This window comes from Methylogaea oryzae, assembly GCF_019669985.1.
Taxonomy (GTDB): Bacteria; Pseudomonadota; Gammaproteobacteria; order Methylococcales; family Methylococcaceae; genus Methylogaea; species Methylogaea oryzae.
This window is the reverse complement of sequence record NZ_AP019782.1, coordinates 1145567-1163379: the sequence shown is the minus strand read 5'-3', so window position 1 is coordinate 1163379 and position 17813 is coordinate 1145567. Positions and strand designations below refer to the sequence as shown.

The window sequence follows — 17813 nt, the reverse complement described above, 5'->3', positions numbered from 1 at the left end:
CGGGAAGCGTCACAATTTCGCCGCCTTTCCCACCCGTCCCTTGGCGGAGCGTGCTAGTATTACCATGGTTTTAAAGGACTTATCCCACGGATAAATGCGAGGTGGCCCATGCTCAACGTCAGCGATGCTTTAAGTAACAGCGCCAGCTTAGCCGCGTATAACGCTGCCACGGCGCAGCGGCCGCCGCCGCAAGCCCGCACGGAGACGCCGCCGGAAACGCAGCGTCCGGTTGCTCCAACGCAAAACGCCAACAGGCTCGGCGACGCCAACGGGCTGAGCATCAGCGCCCAGGCACAGGCCCTGGCCGACGCGAACAGCGAAAGCACCGAACCGCCCCAGGCCGATCAGCGCCGTAACGACGACGTTAGCCAACAAGTTCAAAGCCCCTCCTCCGCCGCCGCACGACAGTATGACGCGGTGGAGAAGATGACCGGCAACACCTAAACCGCCCGCGGCCGCCGGCTTTCCGGCGGCCGAAACGCGCCAGCCCTGCCTTCCTCCCACCGTACGCTTCCGCTTAGCTGACCGGCACCTTTCCATGCCCGCCCCCACAGACTGGGAAATCGTCGAGCGAATCCCCCGCTACCAAGGTTTTTTCACTATCGCCGTGCTGCGCTTGCGCCATGCCCTGTTTCGGGGCGGCTGGAGCGAGGTGATGACCCGCGAGCTATTCGAACGGGGCGACAGCGTGGCGGTGGTTCCCTACGATCCCGTCCAAGACCGGATCGTGCTGATTCAGCAGTTCCGCGTGGGCGCATTGCGGGCGGGAGAGAGCCCCTGGCTGTGGGAGATCATCGCGGGAGTCGCCGAAGAAGACGAGCCCCCCGATCAGGTGGCCCGGCGCGAAGCGCTGGAAGAAGCCGGCTGCACCGTCCGGCACCTGCTGCGGATAGGCGAGTTCTACACCAGCCCCGGCGGCTCCTCGGAAAAGCTGACGCTTTATTGCGGCATCGTCGACAGCACCGGCATCGGCGGCATCCACGGCTTGGCCGAGGAACACGAGGATATCCGGGTGCAAGTGGTGGAATACGCCGAGCTGCTGGACATGATGGAACGGGGCGATATCAGCTCCGCCGTGCCCTACATGGGCTTGCAGTGGCTGACGCTGAACCGCGAACGATTGCGCCGCGAATACGCCGAAGGGCGCTAACGCCGACCTGGAAAGCTAAGGCTTTCCCGCATCCAAATCCTCCACCTTGATGGCGACCGTATCCCTTTCGCTCCAGGTGGCATAGCGATGCCCCAGCCACTGAGACTGTTGCGCCGATTGCTCGTTGTTTTGACCGCCGACGATCACCCACTCGCCGAGTCTGGCCTGCAACGAGGCGGACGCCTGCTGATTGCGCACGTTACGGCTGTCGAACGGATCGGGGCGAGCCGACCATGGCGTCACGTCCACCCGCACGTTGCCGTCGCCAATCAAACGCGCCACCACGGCAAAGCCGGTGGTGATATCCTGATATCCGATGCCCGGCGCCGCCGTCACGCGATTGCCATGGACATCGATGACCTGAACCGTCGCCGGCCGGCTTGCGCCGAACTGGATTTGCGCCGGCGCGCCCTCCAGTGTCTGCACGCGCTGTTCGGCGTTGCGGCTTTCCTCGCCGTCGGTCTGGCCGAAATGGCCTCGTACGCGCAACGACGGCTGCCCCGAGCCATCCAGGGACATCCCTCCTTGCAGCCCCGCCTCCGCATCCAGCGCCTCCCTGGATAAATTGCCGCCTTGCCTGACGGTAATCATCAACCGGTGCGAACTCTTATCCAGCGACTGCAACAGCTGCCGAATCTGCGCCAGCCGCTCCGGACTGGTTTGCACGATGAGTTGGGTGCCGCTGGGCACCAACACATCGCCCGGCGCCAGCAACGGCCGCAGCAGCGGCGCCATTTCCTCGGCGAACCGATGGTTGAGCGGAATCACCTCCAAGGGAGGCGCGGCGGCGACCGCGTGGCTCGACAACACCAAGGCAACGGTCAGGATAAAGCGCAAGCGCATAACGAAGGCCCTCATGGACGGAGCGTCTTTTTTTCGCTGAGCATATAGGCGAACGCCAACACTTCGGCCACCGCCAAATAAAGTTCGCGGGGAATCTCGTCGCCCAACGGCACGCTGGACAGCAAGCTAACCAGCCCGGTATCGGATTTCAAAGGCACTTTATGTTCCTTGGCTTTGGCGACGATCTGCTCCGCCACCAACCCCTTGCCCTTGGCGACCACTTTAGGGACGCCGCTGCCCTCGTAACGCAGGGCGACCGCCAGGTCCAGCTCCTGCTTCGGCCTACCCTCGCTCATGCGTGCAAATCCAACAAAGGCATGGAAGACAGGGGCTTGGCGGCTGAGGCGGGCGCCACCCCCACCGAGGCATCCAGACGGCCGGTTTTGAGTCCCGCCGCCTCCAAACGCGCCTCCAGCAACGGCAAATTATCGCGCACCAAGTCCGCCGTGGTCGGGTCGTCGCTCCAGAAAAACGCGTTGATGGCCCCCTGATGCAAGGTGACCTTGCCGCCAAATTTACCCAGACCCGGCGGATTCAATTCCACGGTCACGGTCCAAGGCGCGCTGTCCTGGGCGGAATCGCTTTCACCCTGCCCTTCCCGGTATGCCTCGCGCTCGATTTCCAGCTTGGCCGACGAGGGATTCCCAGCCAGCGTAAAGGGAATATCGAAGCGCCAAACTTGCTGGCTGGCATCCGGCTGGGGCAACGAAGCCAGTTGATTCAGGACGAGCTTGGCCAAAGCGCCCTCCGTCTGGCTGGTCAGATCCTTTAGCGCCGGCTCCGCGGCGCCGAGCTGGGCGGCAGCGGCGGCTTGCTGCGCCGAATCCGCCGTCGGCTTGTTGGCCGCGACGGCCTGATCGCCGGATTGGGTAGGGGCCGCGGCAACCGCGCCATGGCCTTTGCCCGCGGCGGAGTCGGTCGCGGCAGCGTTTTGATCCGCGCCGCTCGCTGCCGCTGGCTGGCCGGCGGCGGGTGATGCCGATGCCGATGTCGACGCGGGTTCCGCTGCCGCCGCCGGGTTCGGCAGCGGCAGCCCCGGCGGCGTATTGGCCGGCGCCGCATTGGGCGCCGTCTGGGGATTAGGCGCATTAGCCGCGGCTTGCCCGCCGGCCGCCTGTCCCGTCGGCTGACCGGTTGACGCGGCGCGGCCGGTGAGGGCCTCCGCCAGCACCAATAGCTTGGCTTTGAGGTCGTTGGGCAAGGACGGATCCACGGCCTTTCCGCCCGCCAAGGCATCCGATTGCGCCAACTGCGCCAATTTGGACTCCAAAAACAGGCCCGAATCCCTTACCGCCTGCTTCAGGCCTTCCGCGTTGGCCAGGGTATTTTGATCGGGCAAGCTTGCAAGCAGATTTCGCGCCAATTGCTGGATATCGGCCGGCAAGGCGGCGTCGCCGCCGCTTTTGGCGAAATTGGCCAACTGGGTAATCAGGCTGGACAACTCTTGCTGCTTCGGCAGGAACTGGCGCAGCGCGTTTTCCACCGGGGTTCCCTCCGCCCCGGTCTGCTGCATGACGCGCACCTGCGGCGGTGAGCCCCCCTTGACCACCTCCAGCTGCAACGGGCCGCCGGTGGCCAACGGCGTCACCGATTCGGCGGTCACCTGAACGCGGTTCTGGCTACCCGGCTGGAACACCTCCAGCAGGTACTGATTGCCGCCCTTCGCCTGGACCACCATGGCGGTAAGCTGAACGCCCGTTTGCATAAGGCTGGTCAGCGTACTGGCCGCCACTTTGTCCGGCAGTTGCGCCAACTGCTGCGATGCCTGGGACGCCTGGGACGACTGCGGCAGCAGGTTCGTTAGGCTTTTAATATTGATATCCATGCCGATCCCTTTCGGATTACGAGCCTGGGCAGGCTAGTGTATGGCATCGGCCGAGCGGCGGCTAACTTGAACGTTTACCGCCGGAAGCCGCGTTCAGCTTCGCAGCAACTGCGCCAAGGTGTCCACGAACATGTCCACTTGCAACGGCTTGGTCAGGTACGCCGCAAAACCGGCCGAAACGCCTTTGCCCACGTCTTCCGGCAGCGAATTGGCGCTAAGGGCGATCGCCTTGATGTCGCGGGTTTCGGCGTGGCCGCGCAGCCGTTGCAGCAACTGCAAGCCGGTCATGTCCGGCAGGTTGATGTCGAGGATGAGCAAATCCGGCCGCGTCTCCAGAGCCACGAGCAGGCCTTCCTTGCCGTTCTGGGCGGTCACCAGGCGCAATTGGGGATAACGCTTAACGATATTCGCCACCAACAGCCTGTTGCTGGGGTTGTCCTCCACATAGAGCAGGGTTTTCCCCTCCGACAAGCCGGAAAAGGGACTATAGCGCACCGGTTCCGGCGCGGGCGGAGGGGCGGCGTCGCCCTCGTCGAGAACCGCCGCCGCGGGCAGGCTGAACCAAAAAGTGGAACCGACGCCGGCGCGGCTGTCGGCGCCGATGCTGCCGCCCATGGCTTCCACCAAGCGCTTGGTGATGACCAAGCCGATGCCGGCGCCTTCCGTGCCGCTGCGTTCGGCGCCCAGACGATTAAAAGCCTCGAACAGCCCGCTCAATTGTTCCGGCGTCATCCCTTGGCCGGTGTCCTCCACGGCGAGGCGGACCTTGCCCGCTAGCGGCTGCACGGAAACCCGGATCGCGCCTTCCGGACGATTGTATTTCACCGCGTTGGACAACAGATTGAGCAGCACTTGCCGCAACCGGGTGCGATCCGCCGAGACTGTCCCGCCCCCCGGCGCCGGCTCGATCAAGGAGATGCCCCGTTGGGCGGCCTGGGGACGGATGATGTCCAGGCATTCCTGCAACAGCTCGTCGATATCAATGAGCTCCGGCGCGAGATGAATGGCGCCGGCCTCGATCTTGGCCAAATCCAGTATGTCGTTGACCAAATGAAGAAGGTGCTGGCCGGCGTTGACGATATGCTCCACGCAGTCCTTTTGATCCAGCGTCAGCGGCTGGTCCGGCTCCTCGTCCGCCAGTATCTGGCCGAAGCCCAGCACGGCGTTGAGCGGAGTGCGCAATTCGTGGCTCATGCGCGACAGAAATTCCGACTTGGCTTGGCTGGCTTGCTCCGCCAGCTCCTTGGCCCTCACCAGCTCGGTTTCTATGCGCTTGCGGGCGGTGATGTCCTCGTAAGTCCCCAGCACGCCGATAATCTCGCCGTCCGCGCCGGTCAAGGGAATCTTGCTGGTTTCCAGCCAAAAGATGCCGTCGTCGCGCGGCTGCTGTTCCTCGAAGTACAGTTTGGCCTGGCCACTCTCGATGACCGCCCGGTCGTCCTCGCGGTAACGCTCGGCTTGCGCCCGCCACCCCATGTCGTAATCGGTCTTGCCCACCAGCTGCGACGGCTCGTCGACCCCCGCGTCCCTCGCGAACGCCCGGTTGCAGCCGAGAAACACGCCGTCGCGGTCCTTCCAGAATACCCGGGCCGGGATCGTGTCCAGCACCAGGGTCAGCAAATTCTGCGACCGCTCCCGCTCCAGCATGGTTTGCCGATGGCGCTCCACCTCCGCGCGCAACCCCGCGGTGATTTCCGCGTTGGCGCGGCACAACTGCAGCGTCTTGGCGAAATTGGCTAACACCGGCTCGAATACCGTGGCCAGAGGCAAGGGCGACGCGGGTTGCTCCGGCGCCAACAACAGGAACGCCCCTTGCTCCGCCACCGGCAGCCGCAACGCGGTGCGGTAAGGCGCAGCGGGAAAGGCGGCCTGAATCATTTCCGCGTCCGTGCTAAGCGCCGCCCCGCCTTCCAGCAAGCCGACGGGCAAGGACAACCATTCGCCGGCAAGCCCGATGCGCCGGCCGCCGATCACGGCTTCCAACAACACCGACCGGCGGGTCGCGTCGGCGGGGCCGGTCTCGGGTATGCGCAGGAACAAGCCGCAGGGAAAATCCGCATGAAACATCAGCCGTTGCAGGAATTTTTCCAGCAAGGGCCCCACCTCGGTTTCCGAGGCGGTCAGCAAAGCCATTTCGTACAAAATGGACAGTATGCGTTCGCGTTCCATGTCAGGCGCGGCTCCAGGGCGCGCAGAGTATGGCGGCGTTGTGGAACAGCGGATAGCCGCGATTCCAGGCGCTGCCGATTTCTCCCAGCGACAAGGCGCCGAACATCGGCCTGGGAGCGAAACGGCGCGCCAAATGCTCCAACTCCACGGCGAATTGCTCGCCGAGCTGCATGCGCCGGCCGGCGCAGTAAAACGCCGCCACGGCCGCCGATGGCGTCTTGTCCACATGGCCGGCGAGGCGGTCCAGGGTATCGCGGCTGCGCGAGTCGCTGGCGTGCAACACGCACAGCAAAGCGTTTTCCGGAATTTCACCGATGCACACCAGCGCGCCGTCCTCGCTCAGCCCGACGGGAATGCGCACGATCAAGCCGCCGTCCATGCGCGGCAAGCCCAAGGGATAGTGCACCGCCCATCGATAAAAATTGTCGCGCGTAATGCCGACCCCATGGTGCTTGGCGACCAGTTCGCTATAGGCCTCGAAGGCGGGGCGCCAATCGATGGTCTGGATTTGGTTGCCGCGCGTGGACGTGGCGGAGAGCATTTCGTCCGGCGTCGCGTAACCGTGCTCGGCCCAGGCGCCGGCGTGGTCGGCGAGCAACACCAGCAAAGCGGCGTCGGCGACAAAACGGCTGTTGTCGAACAGGCAGGGCACGGAGCGGAACGTTTCGCTGCCGGCATTGGCGCCGAAATAACGCACTTCGTCGCCCACGTCGCGATATATCGCGTCCAACAGCGTGCTGATGTTGGGCAGCATGCCGTCGAACAACAGCAACAGGGAGGCCTCGCGGCCTTCGCCGCCCAATCGGTCCGCCGCATCGCCCAAAGCGTCGCAAGCGGCCGCCAGCGCCGCTTCGCCGCCCTCGGCGACGCCTTCGACCAACCGCAACACCGGCGTCTCATCCAGCGGAAGAAACACCACGCCCCGTTTATGGGAAGCGCCGTGCGCCAGCAGCTCGGGGAACAGGCCGCCGCACAAGACGATGCCCCTCGCCCCGGCAAGCGCCTGCAAGCGCGCAATGCACGCCCCATCGGCTTCCGCCACCAAGGCCAGCACGCCGCCGCTGCCTTGCAGCGCGGCCAAGCCGGCGTCCAACTCATCGTCGCCCGTGGCTGTCAGATACATCGGCTGTCGGTCAAGCATGGCTCGGATCTTCGAAAACCCTAGATTTCCAGTCGGTTTTTTTAGCGGAAAACCGAAGCGAAGGGAAGGATAATCGGATTTCAGCGATCTATACGCTATCATGTGCGCGTCGTTTTTCCCCCACCACCCGCCCTCCATCTCCATGACCGATACCACCGCCGTCGAACAGGCGTTGCGCACGTTGCGCGACTATATCCGCTGGGGCGCCAGCCGTTTTCAGGAAGCCGGCCTGTTTTTCGGCCACGGCACCGCCACGGCCCTGGACGAAGCCGCCACCCTGGTGCTGCACGCGCTGCACCTGCCCGGGGACTTGCCCGGCACTTATATGGATGCGGTGTTGGCGCCGGACGAGCGCCGCCAGGTCGTCGGCTTGTTGCTGCGCCGCATCAAGGAATGCAAGCCGGCCGCCTACCTGACCCAAGAAGCGCTGTTTTGCGGCCTGCCGTTCTACGTGGACGAACGGGTGCTGGTACCCCGCTCCCCCATCGCCGAATTGATCGAACAGCAATTCGCCCCTTGGGTGGATCCGGACGAAGTCAACGCCGTATTGGACCTGTGCACCGGCAGCGGCTGCATCGCCATCGGCTGCGCCTACGCTTTTCCGGAAGCCCGAGTAGACGCCGTGGACCTGTCGTCCGACGCGCTGGCGGTGGCCGAAATCAACCGGGCCAAGCACCAGTTGGAGGATCGCTTGCGCCTGGTGCCGGGCGATTTGTTCCAAGGCCTGGGCGACGCCCGTTACGACGTCATCGTCAGCAACCCGCCCTACGTCAATCGCGCCGAATGGGAAAGCCTGCCGGCCGAATACCACGCCGAACCGAAAATGGGGCTGGAATCGGGCGAGGACGGATTGGATTGCGTGCGGCGCATCCTGGCCGACGCGGACCACCACCTGAATGCCGGCGGCATCCTGGTGGTGGAAGTGGGCAGCAGTGCGGAAACGCTGGAAGCGGTCTATCCGGAAGTGCCTTTCACTTGGCTGGATTTCGAGCGGGGCGGCGACGGCGTATTCCTGCTGACCGCGGAGCAAGTGGCCGAATTCGCCGACGTATTCCGAGCCCGCGCCGCCGCCTGAGCCGCACCATACCGGAGCGACGCAGGCACCCCGCAGCGGCGCGCACGCCGCCGCTGCGGGGTGCCCGGCGCTGATTTCCCAAACAACGAATTATAGGTACGCCGGTTGGGCCATCCCCCACTCGGCCAATTTGGCCATCTCGCTTCCGTATAATCGCTCGCAAGCGGGTATCGCGCTATCCATCGAAGCGTCGGACGGAAACAACCGGGTTCTCTGCAAATTCGGGCTAGGCTTGGCGAAATAATAGCCTTGCAAAAAATCCACGCCCGCATCCTGAGCGGCCGATACTTGGTCGCTGGTCTCGATACCTTCGCAAACCACCTTGGCGTGCAACTGGTGGATGATTTCCACGATATATCGCAACACGTTGCGCATTCGCTGATTTTGCACCGCCATGGCTATCAGGCTGCGATCCAGCTTGACGATATCCGGCTCGAGCCGCCACAACCGCTCGAAATTGGAATGGTCGCGGCCAAAATCGTCGATAGCGATGCCAAACCCAAGTTTTCGGTAATTGGCCACGGCGTTTTGCAACTGACGCGTGTCGTCGACGGCGCTCTCGAGTATTTCAAGCACGATATTTTTCGGGCTAAACCCGCAAAGCTGGAGCACCTTTTCGAAAAATTCCCCATGGCTGTTGGTCACGGCGGTCAAATGGCACGGATCGATATTTAAAAACAACTTGCCGCGAAAAATCCCGGATTGAATCATAAAATTCATGGCATGCATTATTCTGGCGACCCGATCCAAATAGACATGCTCATCGGGACCGCCGGGCAACGAAAACACACGTTCCGGCGACACCCTTCCTCCGGTGTCGTTTTGCGCCCTCAGCAACGCCTCGAAACACTGCGCGCTGCCCTCCTCCACGGCGAATATCGGCTGGAACACGGAATAAAGCGTCAAGCCGCGATACGCCCCTCCCACCCGTCCGTCCGGCAGCAAAGCCAAACGATCGGGCGCCCCGTCGCCGGCCGGCTCTATTTGCGGAAGCTCTTGAAATATGTACTCGAAAATAAAATCATAAAATGACTCGCGCATAATCTCACCCTAAATTTTCCATTAAGCCCCGACGCGGCCCACTCGGCCGAAATCGATGCCGTAGCGGGTAAACAACTTGGAGGCATGAGCGGTGACGACGCAGGAATCCGACGTCACGGTAATCGACGACAGCCGCTCGTCCATCAGCACCACATTGGCCGACTCCTCCCGCCCCGCGCGCTCGCCACGCGCCGCGTCGGAAGGCTTCTGCAAATAACGGACAACCCCGCAGGAAAGATCGCGCAGACTGATGCGGCCGTCGTTTTCCGCATCGATAAACAACGCCCTCGCGACGATGTGGAGCGACGATCGGCGGTGCCCGTTCCCCTCCTGCCGCGGATTAGGCGCGGCCCATGGGCCGCTTGCGGCGCTATTTCCGGTATTCGGCAACGCTTTCCGAGCGGCCGGCCGACATAAATGACAGCGGCACCCCTCGATCCCCTCGTCGCGCGGGGCTTCAATCCTATACACGGTATTTACAAGCTTAAAAATATGCATATGCCGGCCCCACTAAATCAATCGTCCACGCAAACCGCCTTAAACTCTTCGACACAGAGGCTGCCGAAGACATCGTCCATGGAATAACTTCTGCAAGCCGCGATGTCGGCGCAAGGATCGCAATAAATACCCATCCCGTGTTTGTCGCGGCAATGCATACCGGGACCTTTCGCCATGCAAAATCGTTTTATCGCAATCTTTTTCGACCGCCTGCAAATAAATACTTGAGTGTCCATAGCCGTGCCTCAAACAATCGACAGGGCGATACCGCCCCAAGCGAAGCAATGCAATTGGCAAGCCAACCCAATAAACACCCCATAAACCAGACAAAAATTGGTGTTTTTAACGGCTATGCGCGCTCATAACCTGGTGTTTTCACCTATTGACAAAACAGGCGACTTCCCACATTTAGCCTGAATTCCGGCGACGACGACGCCGACAGGAAAAAATGGTTATTTGCCGCCCCGGACAAACTGTTGCTGCGCGCGCACCCGATCAACAGGCCGCCCTCAACCAACCAGTAACGGCGGTGCCGCAACGCGCCGACGCCGCAGCGGCGAGCGGCCCTGCCGCCGCGATAAGGACACGAATGCTGGTATCATTGCCAAGCTAACTCCCACCCTCGGCTGTCATCCCCCATGTCTGGAAACACCTACGGCAAACTGTTCACCGTCACCACTTTCGGCGAGAGCCACGGACTCGCTCTGGGCGCCATCGTCGACGGTTGTCCGCCGGGATTGGAGCTCTCCGAGGCCGACATCCAGGGCGATCTGGACCGGCGCAAGCCGGGCACTTCGCGCCACACCACCCAGCGGCGCGAAGCAGATGAAGTCAAAATCCTTTCCGGCGTATTCGAGGGCAAAACCACCGGCACGCCCATCGGCCTGTTGATCGAGAACACCGACCAGCGCTCGCAGGATTATTCCGACATCGCCGCCACCTTCCGCCCCGGCCACGCCGACTACGCCTACACACAGAAATACGGCTTCCGCGACTACCGCGGCGGCGGCCGTTCCTCGGCGCGGGAAACCGCCATGCGCGTGGCGGCCGGCGCCATCGCCAAGAAATACCTGCGCGAACGGCTGGGCGTGGAGGTGCGCGGCTATTTGGCCCAGCTCGGGCCGATCAAGGCGGAAAAGCTCATCTGGGAAGAAGTGGGCAACAACGCTTTCTTCTGCCCGGACCCGGACAAGGTGGCTGAACTGGAAGCCTATATGGACGCCCTGCGCAAGGAAGGCGATTCCATCGGCGCGCGCATCAACGTGGTGGCCACCGGCGTGCCGGTGGGTCTGGGCGAGCCCATCTTCGACCGGCTGGACGCGGACCTGGCCCATGCGCTGATGAGCATCAACGCCGTCAAAGGCGTGGAAATCGGCGGCGGCTTCGCCTGCGTGGAGGCCAAGGGCACGCAATTCCGCGACGAGATGACGCCGGAAGGTTTCCTCAGCAACCACGCCGGCGGCGTGCTGGGCGGCATATCCACCGGCCAGCACATCGTCGCCAGCATCGCCCTGAAACCCACCTCCAGCCTGCGCCTGCCGGGGCAGACCATCGACATCCACGGCCAGCCGGCGGAAGTCGTCACCAAGGGCCGCCACGACCCCTGCGTCGGCATCCGCGCCACCCCCATCGCCGAGGCCATGATGGCCCTGGTGCTGATGGACCATTATTTGCGCCACCGCGCCCAGAACGGCGACGTCGTCCCGCCCCTCAAGCCCATCGCCGCCGGCCGGGATTGAAGTGGCCGGCAAGCCTGGCAAGCTCCTTGCCATGCAGGACGAACCCCATGAGCGTCGCGTTCCGGTTCCCTCTCCCTGCGGGAGAGGGGCAGGGTGAGGGAGTTAAAACGGCCACGGCTATTAAACTCCCTCACCCCAACCCTCTCCCGCAGAGAGAGGGGGCCGAAGAGCCGATACTTGCACAAAGGTGAAACCGAAGGCGTCCCCTACTGGCGCCTGTCCGGCTTCTATTTCTTCTATTTCGCCGCCCTGGGCAGCCTGCTGCCCTATTGGCCGCTGTATTTGCAAAGCCTGGGGTTCGACCACGGCCAGATCGGCACCGTCATCGCCATCATCGCCGCCACCAAAATCGTCGCGCCCAATATCTGGGGCTGGATCGCCGACCGCACCGGCCGCGGGCTGACCGTGATCCGCCTGGGCTCGATCTGCACCGTGGCGACTTTCTGCGCCATCGCCCGCTTCGACGACTTCCTCGCCATGGCGCTGGGCACGCTGCTGTACAGTTTTTTCTGGAACGCCATCCTTCCGCCGTTCGAAGCCGTGACCTTGCACCACATGCGCAGCCGGCCGGAGCGCTACAGCAAAGTTCGGCTGTGGGGCTCCATCGGCTTCATCGTCGGCGTGTTGGCGGTGGGCCGCGCCCTGGAATCCTATCCCGTCGCCCATCTGCCTTATGTGGTGGCGGCTCTGTTGAGCGGCATGTGGCTGTTGAGCCTGCTGGTGCCGCCCGCCGCGCGCCACGGCAAGGAAGCGGCTACCAGCAGCTTCCGGCGCTTGCTGTTGCGCGGCGAGGTGCTCGCCCTGCTAACGGTGGTGTTCCTGGTGCAACTGGCCCACGGCCCCTATTACGCCTTTTTCACCCTGTATCTGAAGGAACACGGCTACGGCAGCGCCCAAGCGGGCCAGCTATGGAGCCTCGGGGTCATGGCCGAAGTGGTGCTGTTCATGGGCCTGGCCCGGCTGCAGCGGCGCCTGTCCCTGCGCCAACTGCTGCTGGGCAGCCTGGTGTTGGGAACCCTGCGCTGGCTGGCCATCGCCCAGGCGGTGGACGAGCCGCTGCTGCTGGCGACGGCGCAGCTCCTGCACGCCGCCACTTTCGGCATCACCCACGTGACCGCCGTGCACCTGGTGCACCACCATTTCGGCGGCGCGCACCACAGCAAGGGCCAAGCGCTGTACAACAGCGCCGGCCACGGCCTGGGCGGCATGCTGGGCAGTTATTGGAGCGGACTATTCTGGGCGCAATGGGGCGGCCCGCTGGTTTACAGCGGCGCGGCGGCGGCCTCTTTGCTGGGCTTGCTGATCGCTTGGCTGGGCATCCGTTCGACTTACGCCCGCGCCACCAGGGCCTGAAGTCGGAACGGAAACGCCGTTTGTCGCACACCGGCTGCCGACCAGGCGGCGTATCGTTTAGAATGCTTGCAGTTTTTTGCTAAAGGACGCCAGTCTCGTGTGGGAAATCATCAAAGCCGGCGGATGGGTGATGTGGCCGTTGATCGGTTGCTCCGTGGCCGCCATGGGCATCGTCGGTGAGCGGCTGTGGACGTTGCGCAGGGAGCGGGTATTGCCGCCGGCGTTGTTGTCCCAGGTGTGGGGCATGTATCGCCAGAAGCAACTGACCGGGGCCAATCTGCGCCAACTCAAGGCGGGGTCGCCCCTCGGCATGATATTGGCGGCGGGACTGGCCAATTACCGCCACGGCCGGGACATCATGAAAGAAAGCCTGGAGGACGCCGGCCGCCAGGTGGCCCATGAGCTGGAGCGCTACCTCGGCATGCTCGGCACCATCGCCCTGGTGTCGCCGCTGACCGGGCTGCTGGGAACGGTGTTCGGCATGATCCACGTGTTCTCCGCCATTTCCCACGGCAACAGCGCCAACCCCACCGTGCTGGCGAGCGGCATCGCCGAGGCGCTGATCACCACCGCCGCCGGCTTGGCCGTCGCCATCCCCGCCACGCTGTTTCACCGCTACCTGGTGGGCCGCGTCGAAGACTTGATCATCGACATGGAAGACGAAGCCCTCAAGCTGGTGGAAATGATCCACGGCGAACGGGAAGACGGGGAGGAACACCCGTGAACTTCCGCCGCCGCAGCCGGGGCCGCGACAACCTGGAGCTGAACGTCACCTCCATGATCGACGTGTTGTTGATCCTGCTGATTTTCTTCATCCTCACAACGACTTTCAGCCGCGAAACCCAGCTGCACGTCAGCCTGCCGGAAGCGGCCGGCGAACAGCCCGAATCCGACAATAAGCCGTTGGAAATCGCCATCGACGCGGAAGGCCGCTACGCCGTGGACCAGCACCAGGTCATCAACACCCAGCTGGATACCCTCAAGCGCGCCTTGGAAGACGCCGCCGGCGACAACAAAGAGAAAACCGTCGTCATCAGCGCCGACGGCAAGACGCCCCACCAAGCGGTCATCACCGCCTTGGACGCGGCCAGCCAGCTGGGTCTAACCCGCATCACCTTCGCCGCCCAAGGGCCGCAATAAGCGCCATGGGCTTGCGCGCCAAGCTGGCGGCCTACGCCGAGCGCCGCTGGTACGGCGACAAGCCGCCGGTCTGGCTGCTGCCCCTGGCGGGCGTATATCGCGGCGTGGCGGAAACCAAGCGCCGTCTTTATGGCGCCGGCCTGCTGCGCGGCGAACGCCTGCCCGTGCCGGTGGTGGTGGTGGGCAACATCAGCGTCGGCGGCGTCGGCAAAACGCCCCTCACCGCCTGGATCGTGGAATTCCTGCGCAACGCCGGCTATCGTCCCGGCGTGGTGAGCCGGGGCTACGGCGGCAAGGCGCAAAGCTGGCCGCAGCGGGTGACGGCGGACAGCGACCCGGCCCTGGTAGGCGACGAGCCGGTGCTCATCGCCCGCCGCTGCGGCTGCCCGCTGGCGGTGGCGCCGCGCCGTGCGGAAGCGGCGAAACTGCTGCTGGCGGATTGCGACGTCATCGTCGCCGACGACGGCTTGCAGCACTACAAGCTGGCGCGGGACGTGGAAATCGCCGTGGTGGACGGCGCGCGCCGCCACGGCAACGGCGCCTGCCTGCCGGCCGGCCCCTTGCGCGAGCCGGTGGCGCGGCTCGACTCGGTGGACCTGGTGGTGTGCAACGGCGCCGCGGCGCCCGGCGAGTTCGCCATGACGCTGCAAGGCGATACGGCGCTGAATCTGGCCGACGGCAGCCGACGCCCGCTGGCGGAATTCGACGGCCCGCTGCACGCGCTGGCCGGCATCGGCAATCCGCGCCGGTTCTTCGACCACTTGCGCCGCGCCGGCCTGATATTGGACGAGCGGCCGTTGCCGGACCATCATGCCTTCAGCGCGGCGGACCTGGAATTCGGCGACGAGCGCCCCGTGTTGATGACCGAAAAAGACGCCGTCAAGTGCGCCGCCCTGGCCGACGCCCGCCACTGGTGCGTGCCGGTGCAGGCCGAGCTGGACCCGGCCTTCGGCCCCCAATTATTGCAACTCTTACAGGAAAAGACCCGTGGACGCGAAACTGCTTGAAATCCTGGTTTGCCCGGTTTGCAAAGGCAAGCTCATTTACCAAAAAGACGCCCAGGAACTGGTCTGCAAGGCCGATCGCCTGGCCTACCCCATCCGCGACGACATTCCGGTGATGCTGGAAGTGGAAGCGCGCAAGCTCAGCCTGGAAGAATACGACGCGCTGGCCTGACCCCATGTCCGCCGTTCCCTTCAAAATCGTCATCCCCGCCCGCCACGGCTCCACCCGCTTGCCGGGCAAGCCGCTGTTGCACCTGGCCGGCGAGCCTATGATCGTGCACGTGTGCCGCCGGGCGTTGGAAGCCGGGGCCGAGGAAGTGATCGTAGCCACCGACGACGATCGTATCGTCGAATCGGTGCTGGGCCTGCCGGTGCGGGCCATGCTCACATCCCCCCACCACAACAGCGGCACCGAGCGCATCGCCGAGGTGGCGGAACGCTGCGGCTGGCCGGACGAGACGGTGGTGGTCAATCTGCAAGGGGACGAGCCGCTCATCACGCCGACGCTGATGCGCGCCGCCGCCGAGGATCTGGCCGCCCAGAGCAAGGCCGGCATCGCCACCCTCTGCGCGCCCATCGCCGAGGCGGCCGAGGCGTTCAACCCCAACGCCGTGAAGGTGGTGCTGGACAAGGACGGCTACGCGCTTTATTTCAGCCGCGCGCCCATCCCCTGGGACCGGGCCGGCTTCGCCTCCCCTGCTCCGCCGGCGGGGGACGGGGCGAACTTGACCGCCGCCATGCCTTACTACCGCCATATCGGCCTGTACGCCTACACCGTGGCGTTCCTGCGCCGCTATGTGGCCTGGCCGGCTTCCGCCCTGGAAGGCGTGGAAGCCCTGGAGCAACTGCGCATCCTCTGGCAGGGCGAAGCGGTGCACGTGGTGCCGGTGGAGAAAGTGCCCGAAGCCGGTGTGGACACGGCGGAAGACCTGGCACGGGTGGAGCAGGCGCTGCGCCGCGCGCCCTAAAATCAGGCGAAGGCCGCGCGGGGCCCGGCCGAAAAGCCTTATCCGTTAACTGCATCACACCCTGCGCGCCAAGGACGGCGCCCGCACGCCGTTCCGCTTTTAAAAAAAACGATAAAATGTGATGCTCATCCCAGCCCCCTTTCCCTCATTAGGACGATGGCCAATCCAGCCCCTCCACACACCATGACGCTCGGCAAGTACCAGGTCGTTCGCGAACTGGGCAGAGGCGCCAGCGGCATCGTGTATGAAGGCTACGACCCCGTGCTGGAACGCCGCGTCGCGCTGAAAACCATCCGCAAGGATTTGCTGCAAGCCGGCTCCCGCGAAAACGTCGAACATGTGCTGCAGCGCTTCCGGCGCGAAGCCCTGGCGGCGGCGCGCCTGCAGCACCCCAACATCGTCATGGCGTACGACTACGCCGAAGCGGGCGACACCGTGTTCATCGCCATGGAGCTGGTGCGCGGCAAGGAGCTGAAAAGCTACTTCGCGCAAAAGCACCGCTTCGACCTGAACACCGCCTTGGGCATCATGTTCCAGCTGTTGGACGGCTTGGCCTATTCCCATCGCCATAATGTCGTTCACCGGGACATCAAGCCGTCCAACATCATCCTCATCGACGGCAGCGGCCAAGTGAAAATCGCCGATTTCGGCGTCGCCCGCGTCGACACCTCGGAGCTGACCCAAGCCGGCGACATCATGGGCACGCCCACCCACATGGCGCCGGAACAACTGCTGGGCCGGACGGTGGACGGCCGCGCCGACCTCTTTTCGGCGGGCGTGGTGCTGTACGAACTGCTGACCGGCGAACTGCCGTTCACCGGCGGCAATTTGACCGCCCTCATGCACAATATACTGACCGCCGACCCGCCGTCGCCCTGCCAGCTCAACCCCAAGCTGCCGGCGCGCTGCGAAGCCATCATCGACAAGGCGCTGGCCAAGGACGCCGCGGCCCGCTATCAAAGCGCCGATGAGTTCAAGGCGGCGCTGCAAGCCTTGCGCGACCAGCCCTCCGCCCCGGCTCCGGCGGTTCCGCCGCCCCAGGCCGGCTATCGCAAGGGCATCCTCGGCGACCTGAAGAAACAAGCCGACCAAGCGCGATTGGCCAAGGAAGCCGAAGCGGCGCGCCTGGCGAAGCTGGAAGAAATCTACCGCAACGAATTGTGCCCCCGGCTGCTGGCCATCCACGGCTATTTGTTCGACCTGGTGGAACAGCTCAAAAGCCTGGAATGGTCGGTGGAAACGGAATACGAATTCCCCGGCATCGGCAAAGTGGGCGGCTTGGCCCAGGAAAATTATCGGGTGCACATCGACAGCATGGACCACCCCAAGCGGGTGGTGCTGACCTTCACCTGCCGGGCGCAGGAAGAGCGCCGTTACGCCGTGGAAACCGCCAAGGCGGACGACACCCACAAGTTTTTCATCTCGCAGCAGATCAAGCACCTGGACTGGCCCTCCCGCACCGTCGCCGGCCAGGTGAAGGAAACGATTTTCCAGGCGCGGCTGCAGGTGCAAGTGGCCATCATCTGCCAGGCGGACATCGCTAAGTCGAAAATCGTGGTGGGCGTGACCAATATGGAAGGCATCAGCACCCAGCGCCACGAGTACAAATACACGGAAATCGACGAGGACTGGCTGGACCGGCTGGGCAACTACATCCTGCGCAAACTCGACACCATCGGCAAGGTCTATATGACGGAAGCGGAGCGCCAGGCCCTGCGCGAACACCTGGCGCGCGAGCGGGAACGCCTGCAGGCGGAGGGAGAACCGCACGACGGCGACGGCCGCCACGAAGGCGAGAAAAGCTCCATCATTCGCGGCCTCAGGAGAAAATTGTTCACGCCGGGGCAAACGCCCTGAGGTCGGGCGC

The 17813-nt window shown here is 64.1% G+C and carries 19 protein-coding genes; 11 read left to right on the top strand and 8 right to left on the bottom strand.

What is annotated here, in order from left to right:
- Nucleotides 1-108: 108 nt before the first annotated feature.
- Complete coding sequence (locus K5607_RS05645; protein ID WP_054773344.1) at nt 109-444, top strand: hypothetical protein; 336 nt, start codon at nt 109-111, stop codon at nt 442-444.
- Nucleotides 445-538: 94 nt separating this feature from the next.
- Nucleotides 539-1150, top strand: coding sequence for an NUDIX domain-containing protein (locus K5607_RS05640; protein WP_054773343.1), 612 nt, complete (start codon nt 539-541; stop codon nt 1148-1150).
- 15 nt (nt 1151-1165) lie between these two features.
- Here K5607_RS05640 and K5607_RS05635 read toward each other — a convergent pair whose 3' ends face one another.
- The 5 genes from K5607_RS05635 to K5607_RS05615 all read right to left on the bottom strand — a co-directional run bounded on the left by K5607_RS05635 (nt 1166) and on the right by K5607_RS05615 (nt 7128).
- Nucleotides 1166-2008, bottom strand: coding sequence for a secretin N-terminal domain-containing protein (locus K5607_RS05635; RefSeq protein ID WP_156302382.1), 843 nt, complete (start codon nt 2006-2008; stop codon nt 1166-1168).
- Entirely contained in the window at nt 2005-2289 is a 285-nt protein-coding gene (locus K5607_RS05630; RefSeq protein ID WP_054773341.1) for an EscU/YscU/HrcU family type III secretion system export apparatus switch protein, read from the bottom strand. Before K5607_RS05630 ends, K5607_RS05635 begins: the two co-directional genes overlap by 4 nt.
- The gene (fliK, locus tag K5607_RS05625; RefSeq protein WP_221048459.1) at nt 2286-3818 is read right to left on the bottom strand and encodes a flagellar hook-length control protein FliK; all 1533 of its coding nucleotides are present in this window, start codon (nt 3816-3818) and stop codon (nt 2286-2288) included. Before fliK ends, K5607_RS05630 begins: the two co-directional genes overlap by 4 nt.
- A gap of 93 nt (nt 3819-3911) precedes the next feature.
- Entirely contained in the window at nt 3912-5987 is a 2076-nt protein-coding gene (locus tag K5607_RS05620) for a hybrid sensor histidine kinase/response regulator (RefSeq protein ID WP_221048458.1), read from the bottom strand.
- 1 nt (nt 5988) lies between these two features.
- Nucleotides 5989-7128 carry an FIST signal transduction protein gene (locus K5607_RS05615; protein WP_221048457.1) on the bottom strand — a complete coding sequence of 380 codons (1140 nt, stop codon included), beginning with the start codon at nt 7126-7128 and terminating at the stop codon, nt 5989-5991.
- Between the two features lie 142 nt (nt 7129-7270).
- Here K5607_RS05615 and prmB point away from each other — a divergent pair, with 142 nt between their 5' ends.
- Nucleotides 7271-8203, top strand: a complete 933-nt coding sequence (gene prmB, locus K5607_RS05610) for a 50S ribosomal protein L3 N(5)-glutamine methyltransferase (RefSeq protein WP_221048456.1) — start codon at nt 7271-7273, stop codon at nt 8201-8203.
- A gap of 90 nt (nt 8204-8293) precedes the next feature.
- Here the strand turns inward: prmB and K5607_RS05605 are convergent, their stop codons facing one another.
- Genes K5607_RS05605 through K5607_RS05595 form a run of 3 tightly spaced genes read right to left on the bottom strand, consistent with a single transcriptional unit; the run spans nt 8294 to nt 9978 of the window.
- Nucleotides 8294-9244 carry an EAL domain-containing protein gene (locus tag K5607_RS05605; RefSeq protein ID WP_054774443.1) on the bottom strand — a complete coding sequence of 317 codons (951 nt, stop codon included), beginning with the start codon at nt 9242-9244 and terminating at the stop codon, nt 8294-8296.
- A gap of 21 nt (nt 9245-9265) precedes the next feature.
- Nucleotides 9266-9742 (bottom strand): hypothetical protein, encoded by a 477-nt coding sequence (locus K5607_RS05600; protein WP_221048455.1) that lies wholly within the window; start codon nt 9740-9742, stop codon nt 9266-9268.
- Nucleotides 9743-9759: 17 nt separating this feature from the next.
- Entirely contained in the window at nt 9760-9978 is a 219-nt protein-coding gene (locus K5607_RS05595) for a hypothetical protein (RefSeq protein ID WP_221048454.1), read from the bottom strand.
- A 402-nt stretch (nt 9979-10380) separates the two neighbouring features.
- Between K5607_RS05595 and aroC the strand changes: the two genes are divergently transcribed.
- The 8 genes from aroC (at nt 10381) to K5607_RS05555 (ending at nt 17803) form a co-directional block, all read left to right on the top strand.
- Nucleotides 10381-11481 carry a chorismate synthase gene (gene aroC, locus K5607_RS05590; RefSeq protein ID WP_221048453.1) on the top strand — a complete coding sequence of 367 codons (1101 nt, stop codon included), beginning with the start codon at nt 10381-10383 and terminating at the stop codon, nt 11479-11481.
- Between the two features lie 177 nt (nt 11482-11658).
- A complete protein-coding gene (locus K5607_RS05585; protein WP_221048452.1) occupies nt 11659-12834 on the top strand; it encodes an MFS transporter in 1176 nt (391 codons plus the stop codon).
- Between the two features lie 97 nt (nt 12835-12931).
- Nucleotides 12932-13558: a MotA/TolQ/ExbB proton channel family protein gene (locus tag K5607_RS05580; protein ID WP_156302893.1), complete on the top strand. Its 627-nt coding sequence runs from the start codon at nt 12932-12934 to the stop codon at nt 13556-13558.
- Nucleotides 13555-13974 (top strand): ExbD/TolR family protein, encoded by a 420-nt coding sequence (locus tag K5607_RS05575; RefSeq protein ID WP_221048451.1) that lies wholly within the window; start codon nt 13555-13557, stop codon nt 13972-13974. The genes K5607_RS05580 and K5607_RS05575 overlap by 4 nt, the downstream gene beginning before the upstream one ends.
- Before the next feature lie 5 nt (nt 13975-13979).
- Complete coding sequence (gene lpxK / locus K5607_RS05570; RefSeq protein ID WP_221048450.1) at nt 13980-14981, top strand: tetraacyldisaccharide 4'-kinase; 1002 nt, start codon at nt 13980-13982, stop codon at nt 14979-14981.
- Nucleotides 14962-15150, top strand: a complete 189-nt coding sequence (locus K5607_RS05565; RefSeq protein ID WP_054775077.1) for a Trm112 family protein — start codon at nt 14962-14964, stop codon at nt 15148-15150. The genes lpxK and K5607_RS05565 overlap by 20 nt, the downstream gene beginning before the upstream one ends.
- Nucleotides 15151-15154: 4 nt before the next feature.
- Complete coding sequence (gene kdsB, locus K5607_RS05560) at nt 15155-15946, top strand: 3-deoxy-manno-octulosonate cytidylyltransferase (RefSeq protein WP_221048449.1); 792 nt, start codon at nt 15155-15157, stop codon at nt 15944-15946.
- A 183-nt stretch (nt 15947-16129) separates the two neighbouring features.
- Nucleotides 16130-17803: a serine/threonine-protein kinase gene (locus tag K5607_RS05555; protein ID WP_221048448.1), complete on the top strand. Its 1674-nt coding sequence runs from the start codon at nt 16130-16132 to the stop codon at nt 17801-17803.
- Nucleotides 17804-17813: the final 10 nt, after the last annotated feature.

What these genes read in the sequence shown, in the direction of transcription:
- kdsB (WP_221048449.1), top strand. Translation starts at nt 15,155, where the DNA reads ATGTCCGCCGTTCCCTTCAAAATCGTCATCCCCGCCCGCCACGGCTCC.
- K5607_RS05620 (WP_221048458.1), bottom strand. Translation starts at nt 5,987, where the DNA reads ATGGAACGCGAACGCATACTGTCCATTTTGTACGAAATGGCTTTGCTG.
- aroC (WP_221048453.1), top strand. Translation starts at nt 10,381, where the DNA reads ATGTCTGGAAACACCTACGGCAAACTGTTCACCGTCACCACTTTCGGC.
- K5607_RS05645 (WP_054773344.1), top strand. Translation starts at nt 109, where the DNA reads ATGCTCAACGTCAGCGATGCTTTAAGTAACAGCGCCAGCTTAGCCGCG.
- prmB (WP_221048456.1), top strand. Translation starts at nt 7,271, where the DNA reads ATGACCGATACCACCGCCGTCGAACAGGCGTTGCGCACGTTGCGCGAC.
- K5607_RS05640 (WP_054773343.1), top strand. Translation starts at nt 539, where the DNA reads ATGCCCGCCCCCACAGACTGGGAAATCGTCGAGCGAATCCCCCGCTAC.
- lpxK (WP_221048450.1), top strand. Translation starts at nt 13,980, where the DNA reads ATGGGCTTGCGCGCCAAGCTGGCGGCCTACGCCGAGCGCCGCTGGTAC.
- K5607_RS05600 (WP_221048455.1), bottom strand. Translation starts at nt 9,742, where the DNA reads ATGCATATTTTTAAGCTTGTAAATACCGTGTATAGGATTGAAGCCCCG.
- fliK (WP_221048459.1), bottom strand. Translation starts at nt 3,818, where the DNA reads ATGGATATCAATATTAAAAGCCTAACGAACCTGCTGCCGCAGTCGTCC.
- K5607_RS05630 (WP_054773341.1), bottom strand. Translation starts at nt 2,289, where the DNA reads ATGAGCGAGGGTAGGCCGAAGCAGGAGCTGGACCTGGCGGTCGCCCTG.
- K5607_RS05605 (WP_054774443.1), bottom strand. Translation starts at nt 9,244, where the DNA reads ATGCGCGAGTCATTTTATGATTTTATTTTCGAGTACATATTTCAAGAG.
- K5607_RS05555 (WP_221048448.1), top strand. Translation starts at nt 16,130, where the DNA reads ATGACGCTCGGCAAGTACCAGGTCGTTCGCGAACTGGGCAGAGGCGCC.
- K5607_RS05635 (WP_156302382.1), bottom strand. Translation starts at nt 2,008, where the DNA reads ATGAGGGCCTTCGTTATGCGCTTGCGCTTTATCCTGACCGTTGCCTTG.
- K5607_RS05595 (WP_221048454.1), bottom strand. Translation starts at nt 9,978, where the DNA reads ATGGACACTCAAGTATTTATTTGCAGGCGGTCGAAAAAGATTGCGATA.
- K5607_RS05615 (WP_221048457.1), bottom strand. Translation starts at nt 7,128, where the DNA reads ATGCTTGACCGACAGCCGATGTATCTGACAGCCACGGGCGACGATGAG.